This is a genomic window from Actinomycetospora sp., from assembly GCF_055612215.1.
Genome location: NZ_JBVPVA010000181.1, coordinates 1 through 7519, shown reverse-complemented (window position 1 = coordinate 7519; position 7519 = coordinate 1). Strand labels below are relative to the sequence as shown.

Here is a 7519-nt window from a genome sequence, read left to right as displayed (position 1 = left end):
GCGGTCGTCCTGCTGATCGGGCTCAACCTCGCCCCCGTGGTGGCGGGCACGTACTGGCCGCAGGACCAGGGCGTCGCGCTGGTGACGATGCTCGTGGTCATGATCGTCGCGGTCGCCGGCCGGGGCATGATCGGGCGGCTCGCGGTGCTCGTCGGGCTCGTCGTCGGATACCTGCTCTCCGCGTTGCTCGACGCCGTGCTCGGGCCGATCACCGCGCCGAACGCCTCCGGCGTGGTCTCGACGCACGCGCGGCTCGACCTCTCGTCGGTCGCCCAGGCCCCGTGGGTCGGCCTGCCGTTCGGCACCCCCAACACCCCCGGCCTGCACCTGCCCGCGTTCAGCGGCGCGGCGATCGTCCTCGTGGTGCCGGTCGTGATCGCGCTCATCGCCGAGAACACCGGCCACGTGAAGGCGGTCGCGTCGATGACGCGCGAGGACCTCGACCCCTACCTCGGCCGCGCGCTCGCGGCCGACGGGCTCGCCACGGCCGTCGCCGGCGCGGTCGGCGGCTCCCCGACGACGACCTACGCCGAGAACATCGGCGTCATGGCGGCGACGCGGGTGTACTCCACCGCGGCGTACTGGGTGGCCGCCCTCGTCGCGGTGCTCATCGGCTTCTGCCCGAAGTTCGGGGCGGTCGGGGCCGCGACACCGGGCGGGGTGCTGGGCGGGATCACGGTGGTGCTCTACGGGATGATCGGCCTGCTCGGGGCGCGCATCTGGGTGGAGAACCGCGTCGACTTCTCGCGGCCCGAGGTCCTCGTGCCGCTCGCCGCCGGGATCGTCATCGGGGTGGGCGACGTGGTGTTCACGTTCTCCGGCGGCGAGTTCGGCGGGATCGCGCTGGGCACCGTCGTCGTCGTGGTCGGCTACCACCTGCTGCGCCGGCTCGCGCCCGGCCGTGGCGCCGGCCCGACCGACGGCGACCCGACGAGCACCGACCCGACGCCCGCCGTCACCGGCGAGGACGCCGGCGTGCCTCCCACCGAGCGCTGATTCTCCGGCCGCTCGCGGATCCCGTTGACATCTCGGCCTGGTTGGTCCTACATTCGTACTCAACCGGAACGTTGAATACGAGGACGGTGGCCGACCGTGGACGACTCGCTCTCGCGGGCCTTCGCCGCCCTCGCCGACCCGATCCGGCGCGACATCGTCGCCCGCCTCACCGCGGACGACGCCACCGTGACGGAGCTCGCGGCGCCCTACGACGTGAGCCTCCAGGCCGTCTCGAAGCACCTCGGCGTGCTCGAGGCGGCCGGCCTGATCAGCCGCCGCCGGGACGGCCAGCAGCGCTGGGCGCACCTGGAGGTCGACGTGTTCGACCTGCTCACCGGCTGGATCGACCAGCACCGCCGCCGCGCCGAGGCGCGCTACCAGCGACTCGACGCCGTCCTCGCCGACCTGCCCGAGACCCGTGACCGCGATTTGCACCGAGACCAGGAGTGACCCGTGAACACCACCCTCGCCACCACCATCACCGCCGACCCGACCGTCCCCGCCGTCCGCATCACCCGGGAGTTCGACGCCCCGCCCGCAGCCGTCTACCGCGCCCACGTCGACCCGGAGCTCGTCGTGCGCTGGCTCGGCCCGCGCCGGCTGACCATGACGGTCCAGCGCTGGGACGCCGAGACCGGCGGCGGCTACCGCTACACCCACGTCGGCGAGGACGGCACGGAGCACCGCTTCTTCGGGTCGTTCCACGAACTGCGCGAGAACGAGCGCATCGTGCAGACCTTCACCTACGAGGGCTTCCCGGACGGCGTCGCGCTGGAGACGGTGACCTTCACCGAGCTCCCCGGCGGCCGGACGCGGCTCGAGGGCTTCTCGCTCGGCGAGTCCTTCGAGGCCCGCGACGCGATCCTCGTCAGCGGCATGCAGGAGGGCGTCGTGGAGGGCTACGAGCGGCTCGACGAGGTCCTGGCCGACTGACGCCGGACCGGGGCTCACACCCCGGTCGCGCCGTCGACGCGTTCGCGGACCAGGTCGGCGTGCCCGGCGTACTCGCCGATCATGTGAAGGCGACTCAGGGCGCCTGCGCGACGAGGTGGCGCTGCGGCGGGAACGTCCCGGTGACCCGCTCGAGGCGGGTGACCCGGAATCCACGCGAGCGCAGGTGCGGGGCGTACTCGTCGTCGACGTGAGCGAGGTCGGACAGCGCGATCGTGCCCCCGGGTCGCAGGACGCGGGCGGCCTCGTCGAGGGCGGCGCGGCGGGCGGCGGGCTCGTCCAGGTTGTGCAGGCAGAGCGTCGAGACGACGACGTCGACGCTCGCGTCGGGCAGACCGGTGTCGCGGACGTCCCGCCGGTGCACGACGACGTGCCCGCCCACGCCGTCCCGCACGGCGTTCTCCCGCAGCCGGGCGGCGGAGTTGCCCGAAAGGTCGGCGGCGACGAACAGGTCGACGGCGTGCACCGGGCCGCGGGTGCGGTGCGCCGCCCCGACGGCGAGGAGCCCGGCACCCGCGCCGAAGGTCCACCACGACCTCGTCGCCGCTCCAGGTCACCTCGTCGAGCAGGCGATCCCGCAACGCGTGCTTGCCGCGCAGCACGTAGTGGACGCCGAGTGCGGCCGGCACCGTTGCGGCCGTCGCCGCCACGCCGAGCACCACCGCGACCGCCGGTAGCCGTCGAGCGCTCGCTGCGGCGGCGACGGTCAGGCCGCCGGCCGCGCCGCAGAGCCCCGCGAGGTAGGGCCACCCGTCCACGCCGTACCGCACGCCGCAACCCTAGCGACGTTCTCCGCGCTGCTCGCCGAGGCAGTGGAGCAGCTGGTCGTGCAGACGTGGCTCGTCGCGACGCCGAGCTCGACACGTGCGCCGAGGGGCTCGCGACACCGTCACCTGATGGCGGAGCGGGCACGATGGCCGGGTGAGGTCATGGACGGGCGACCGGTCGCCCCTCGTGGCGCCGCGACTGAGGAAGCCCGTCGCGGCGGTCGCCGTGCTCGCTGCGGCGGCCGTCGCGATCCTGGGTTGGCACTTCGCCGGTGACACCAGCGCCGGTCACCTCGACCGGACGATCGCGGGCGATGTGGCCATGCGTCACGGCCCCGCGCGCCTCCTGGGCCAGGGCTTCGCGGACCTCGGCGACCCGGCACCCGTCGCCGTCGTCCTCGTGGCGCTGGCGGCGCTGGCCTACGTCGCCCGCGGGCGCCGCGGGTTCGCATTCGCGATCCTGGGGCCGCTCCTGGCGATGGTGACGACGTCGTTGGTGCTCAAGCCGCTCATCGACCGCACCCGCGGCGGCGATCTCGCGTTTCCGAGCGGGCACACCGCGGCCGTCGGTTCGCTGGCCCTCGCCGCGGCGGTGCTCCTGCTCGGGTGGGCGCTCGTCCCGCGGGCGCTGCGGTGGGTGGGCGCGATCGCCCTGGCGCTGGTGGTCGTCGCGGTGGGGACGTCGCTGGTCGGTCGCGGGATCCACTACCCGACGGACACGGTGGGTGCGGTCGGGGTCGTCCTGGCGGTCGTGCTGCTCGTCGCCCTGGTCATCGACGCGGTCGCCGATCGCGCGGCGCTCCGTGAACGAGGTCAGCGGGCTTGCGAGGGAGCCTCGGATCGCTGCTGAACGAGCACCGATCAGGTTTCCGCGCGGCGCCCGTCTGTATCTGTGAGACCGACTCACAGGAGGCTGGCACGATGCGGAAACTGATCTTCGCCATGAATGTGACCCTGGACGGTTACATCGCCGCGCCCGGCGATGACCTCGGCTGGAGCGGGCCGAGCGACGAGCTGTTCCAGTGGTGGCTCGACCACGAGCGGGCGATCAGCTTGTCGCTGTACGGCCGCAGGCTGTGGGAGAACATGAGCGCCTACTGGCCGACCGGCGACCAACAGCCGGGCGCTACCCCGGCGCAGATCGAGTTCGCGCGGGACTGGCGGGACACGCCGAAGGTGGTGTTCTCCTCGACGGTCGACGCGGTCGACTGGAACACCCGCCTGGTGGCCGGCGACGCGGTCGCGGAGATCGCTCGGCTCAGGGCCGAGGACGGCGGGCCGATGAGGATCGGTGGCGCAGCCCTCGCCGGGGCGGCGATGCGGGCCGGGCTGATCGACGAGTACGCGATCGTCACCCATCCGGTCCTGGTGGGTGGAGGCGCACCGTTCTTCACCGCGCTGGACAACTGGATGAACGTGAATCTGGTGGAGACGCGAACGTTTTCCGGCGGTGTGGCGCTCGCCCGTTACGAGACGAGGCGATGAGTATCGACCAGGTGCTCGGTGTCCGGTCAGAGTGTCGGGGGCAGACCCAGCCATGGTTTGTCGGTGGCGTCGAACCCGGTGAGTTCCGCGATCTTCCCGTCCACGATGTGCAGGACCGCGATGTTCAGCAACCGGTACTGTGAATCGTCGGGGGCGCGGAGGTACAGCACCGCGGCAGGCATCCGGTTGACGGTCGTGGTGAGACAACGCCAGTCGTCATGGCCGCGGTGGAAGAGCCCGCCGGAAAGCCAACCGTCCACCGCGTCCTTCGCCGTCACGATCACGGTGCCCGGATCGGGCAGCATCGTGAACCTCAGGTCGTCGCGCAGCAGGGCCACCAACCCGTCGAGGTCGTTGCGCTCGTGGGCGTCGATGTACGACCTGACCACGTCGCGCTCGTCATTCGAGAGCTCGTGCGTGGCGGGGCTCCGCCAGTCGAGGCGGCGGTCGGGCAGCCGTTCGCGCATGGTCACTCGGGCCCGCTGCAGCGCGCTGGTCACCGATGCGACGGTCAGATCGAGGGCGTCGGCGGCCTTCGACGCCGGCCAGCCGAGGACGTCACGCAGGATGAGCACCGCCCGCTGCCGAGGTGGCAGGTGCTGAACGGCCACGATGAAGGCCAGATCGATCGTCTCCCGTGCCACCACCGACTCCTGCGGGTCCTCGGGGAGGGCCTGGTCGGGGTACGGCTGCAGGTGCGGCACCTCGAAGCCGGGGTCCGGCAGCTCGGACGGTGCGGGTGTGCGGTCGTTGCGCTTGTCCAGGAAATCGAGGCAGGCGTTCGTCGCAATACGGTACAGCCAGGTCCGCAGCGCAGCGTGGCCCCTGAACGACTCCCGCTTGTTCCACGCCCGCAGGAACGTCTCCTGCGTCAGGTCCTGGGCGTCCTCGTAGTTCGCGAGCATCCGGTAGCAGTGCACCTGCAGCTCACGCCGGTAGCGCTCCGTGAGGAGCGCGAACCGCGCCGTGTCGCCTGAGCGGACCGCCGCGATGGACATGGCCTCCTCGGCACCCAGGAGCCTGCCGTCCGTCATGGTCATCAATCCTTCCCGTTGCGAGGAGCTACGGGAATCGACGATCCGGCGGAGGATTTCTGATCGGTGAGGCCGCTGACACCGGGCCGTTGCCAGGCGCGGTCGGCTCGGGTCCCGACTCGCCCGCTCGACGGCGGCGCGTAGCTCGTCGGTCGTCAGGGAGAACACGTGGTCGCGGCGGCGAGTCCTCGTGGCGGTCACGGCGGCTGCGAGTCTCTGCGCCGAGGCAATGCTGTGGAGCGGGCGACGGGAATCGAACCCGCGTAGCCAGTTTGGAAGACTGGGGCTCTACCATTGAGCTACGCCCGCGTGGCCCGTGGACGAGCCGTGACCACCGTATCCGATGCTCGGTCACCCCGGCCCTCGGCGGGGGTCGCGGACCCGCCGTCCGGCCCGGCTCACTCCTCCGAGGGGCGGAACGGCCCTACTTGATCGTTCAGTAGACGCTCTGTCACGGTCCAGTCCTCGACCCGGGCCTCGTGAACGAGTACACAACTCAGATCGCCGGCCGTCGGGAGTTCCCGCCGGACCTGATCTGTGAGCCTCACCTGGTACTTCGCGGTAGGGGTCCCCGGATCGCCGACGATGGACTCGGGCCACAGCACCGTCGGAAGGGAGCCCAGGAATGGACACGGAGCGCGACATCACGATCGACACCGACGAGGACCACATCGTCCGGGGTCTGGACTAGCAGCGAGGGGACCCGGTGCGGACGACGACGTCCGCACCCCTGTCGCGACCGCCCGCGCGGCGTCCGGCGGAGCGTACGGGCGGGCGCTCTACACTCATCCACGACGGGGTGTAGCGCAGCTTGGTAGCGCACTCGCTTTGGGAGCGAGGGGCCGTGGGTTCGAATCCCGCCACCCCGACCAGTGGGACCTCCGGTGATGCATCACGGGGAGGAATGGGTCCGCGCACTGCACCGACTACTGCACCGGTCGACGGCCTCGTGCATCTCGTCGAGGGACGCGCCTGGCGCGACCGAGGGCCTCGACCAAGCAGCGCGCGCGAGCCCATGACACCCGCGCGTCCCCGACCCCGGCGCGGCTCTGAGACCTGCAAAGCGGGCGGACGCCCACGCCCGCGGACCTCTCCACCCCCGAGCTGCCGGACGCTTCCCGCCACTGCGGCCCACCAGTACGGAGATCGTCGGCTGCACGATCTGGACGGGTGCCCACGTAGGCTGCTGATCGAGTTGGCCACGCGGGTCGCTCGGCTCCGCCGGAGTGCCCGAGAGCGGTGATCAGACCAGCCGGCGCGCCGCAGCCAGGCACAAGCGCGCGACCCCGGTGTTCGTGGGCGTCGCACGGGGCTCCCCGAACGCCATCAAAGTGATCAGCACGAGTCGCCGATCTACCCGCCCGGCACAACGCTCACGCGGACCGTGGTGAGTCGACGACTCGTCGCGCCACAGCCCTCCGCCCTGAGCGTGTCAACGCAGCACTGGTGGCCCCAAGGGAGGCAGGCCGCGGGTGGCCCCGCTGGCTGCCCACGCGGTGTTGAGGAACGCGTAGAGCCCGACCGCGCAGAAGGCCAGGGTGCTCGCCCCGGCCACGATGAACAACGACGGACTCACCGCGACCCCGAGGAGCACGAACAGTACGGCGATGTCGACGAACACCATGATCAGCACGTAGCTCGCCGGGAGCCGCAGGATGCCGATCGTCAGGAACACGAAGACGATCAACCAGGCGAGGAAGAACATCTCCAGCGTGGGGGTGGCCTGCGCGGCCGGGATGTTGAACCAGTCGTGGCCGGCCGGGGCCGGCAGCCCGAGAACCACGGCGAAGAGGCTGAACCAGAATCCGGCGAACAAGCCGAAGATGGCCGCCACCATCGTCTGGCCGAGTCCCATGGCCCAGAGCGCGGTGACGAACTCGCCGAGGCCGGTCGCGAAGGTGGTCGCCGCCAGCACGGAGCCCAGCGAGCTCGGGATGGGCACCCCCCCGATCAGTGCGAGCCCGAGGACGAGCGAACCGGACACGAAGACCGGCAACCCGAAGACCAACGGGTCACCTCCGCCTCCGAGCAGGACCTCGAGACGCCGCGAGCCCTCGGGAGCAGCCGCGGCGCCCTGGAGTTCCTCCGGCTCCCTGATCTTCTTGGCGTGGACCCCGCGCCCGTCGCCGTGATCGATGTCGGTCATTCGTCCTCCCTGTGGTCGCAGAGACCGGATGTGCCTTCTGGACGAGGCGCGTCCGGGGTGGTGGCGCCGGTCCGGGTCGCCCCTCGGGCGCCCGGTCCGAACGAGACCGCGGCCTTCCGTCGGGGGTGGACCCGGCGGGC

7 protein-coding genes, 2 tRNA genes and 2 pseudogenes are annotated in these 7519 nt (G+C 71.6%); 6 read left to right on the top strand and 5 right to left on the bottom strand.

Features of this window, described 5'->3' with window-relative positions; all coding sequences use genetic code 11:
• The 3 genes from AC0CYZ_RS05075 to AC0CYZ_RS05065 all read left to right on the top strand — a co-directional run.
• A partial coding sequence (locus tag AC0CYZ_RS05075) for a uracil-xanthine permease family protein (protein ID WP_472212959.1) occupies nt 1-996 on the top strand: 996 nt, incomplete at its 5' end.
• A 96-nt stretch (nt 997-1092) separates the two neighbouring features.
• A complete protein-coding gene (locus AC0CYZ_RS05070) occupies nt 1093-1446 on the top strand; it encodes an ArsR/SmtB family transcription factor (protein WP_472212957.1) in 354 nt (117 codons plus the stop codon).
• A gap of 3 nt (nt 1447-1449) precedes the next feature.
• A complete protein-coding gene (locus AC0CYZ_RS05065; RefSeq protein ID WP_472212955.1) occupies nt 1450-1929 on the top strand; it encodes an SRPBCC family protein in 480 nt (159 codons plus the stop codon).
• 14 nt (nt 1930-1943) lie between these two features.
• Here AC0CYZ_RS05065 and AC0CYZ_RS05060 read toward each other — a convergent pair.
• Nucleotides 1944-2018, bottom strand: a pseudogene (locus AC0CYZ_RS05060) (Mini-circle protein); the annotation flags it as partial.
• A gap of 5 nt (nt 2019-2023) precedes the next feature.
• A pseudogene (locus tag AC0CYZ_RS05055) lies at nt 2024-2458 on the bottom strand (class I SAM-dependent methyltransferase); the annotation flags it as partial.
• Between the two features lie 410 nt (nt 2459-2868).
• Here AC0CYZ_RS05055 and AC0CYZ_RS05050 point away from each other — a divergent pair.
• The gene (locus AC0CYZ_RS05050; protein WP_472212953.1) at nt 2869-3564 is read left to right on the top strand and encodes a phosphatase PAP2 family protein; all 696 of its coding nucleotides are present in this window, start codon (nt 2869-2871) and stop codon (nt 3562-3564) included.
• A gap of 71 nt (nt 3565-3635) precedes the next feature.
• A complete protein-coding gene (locus AC0CYZ_RS05045) occupies nt 3636-4199 on the top strand; it encodes a dihydrofolate reductase family protein (RefSeq protein ID WP_472212951.1) in 564 nt (187 codons plus the stop codon).
• A 26-nt stretch (nt 4200-4225) separates the two neighbouring features.
• Here AC0CYZ_RS05045 and AC0CYZ_RS05040 read toward each other — a convergent pair whose 3' ends face one another.
• On the bottom strand, nt 4226-5434 hold the full coding sequence (locus tag AC0CYZ_RS05040; RefSeq protein WP_472212948.1) for an RNA polymerase subunit sigma-70: 1209 nt from the start codon (nt 5432-5434) through the stop codon (nt 4226-4228).
• A 34-nt stretch (nt 5435-5468) separates the two neighbouring features.
• Nucleotides 5469-5542 (bottom strand) — tRNA-Gly (locus AC0CYZ_RS05035).
• Nucleotides 5543-6028: 486 nt separating this feature from the next.
• On the opposite strand from AC0CYZ_RS05035, the gene AC0CYZ_RS05030 reads away from it, so the two are divergent.
• A tRNA-Pro gene (locus tag AC0CYZ_RS05030) sits at nt 6029-6105 on the top strand.
• A gap of 560 nt (nt 6106-6665) precedes the next feature.
• On the opposite strand, the gene AC0CYZ_RS05025 is transcribed toward AC0CYZ_RS05030, so the two are convergent.
• Nucleotides 6666-7379: a GPR1/FUN34/YaaH family transporter gene (locus AC0CYZ_RS05025; RefSeq protein ID WP_472212946.1), complete on the bottom strand. Its 714-nt coding sequence runs from the start codon at nt 7377-7379 to the stop codon at nt 6666-6668.
• Nucleotides 7380-7519: the final 140 nt, after the last annotated feature.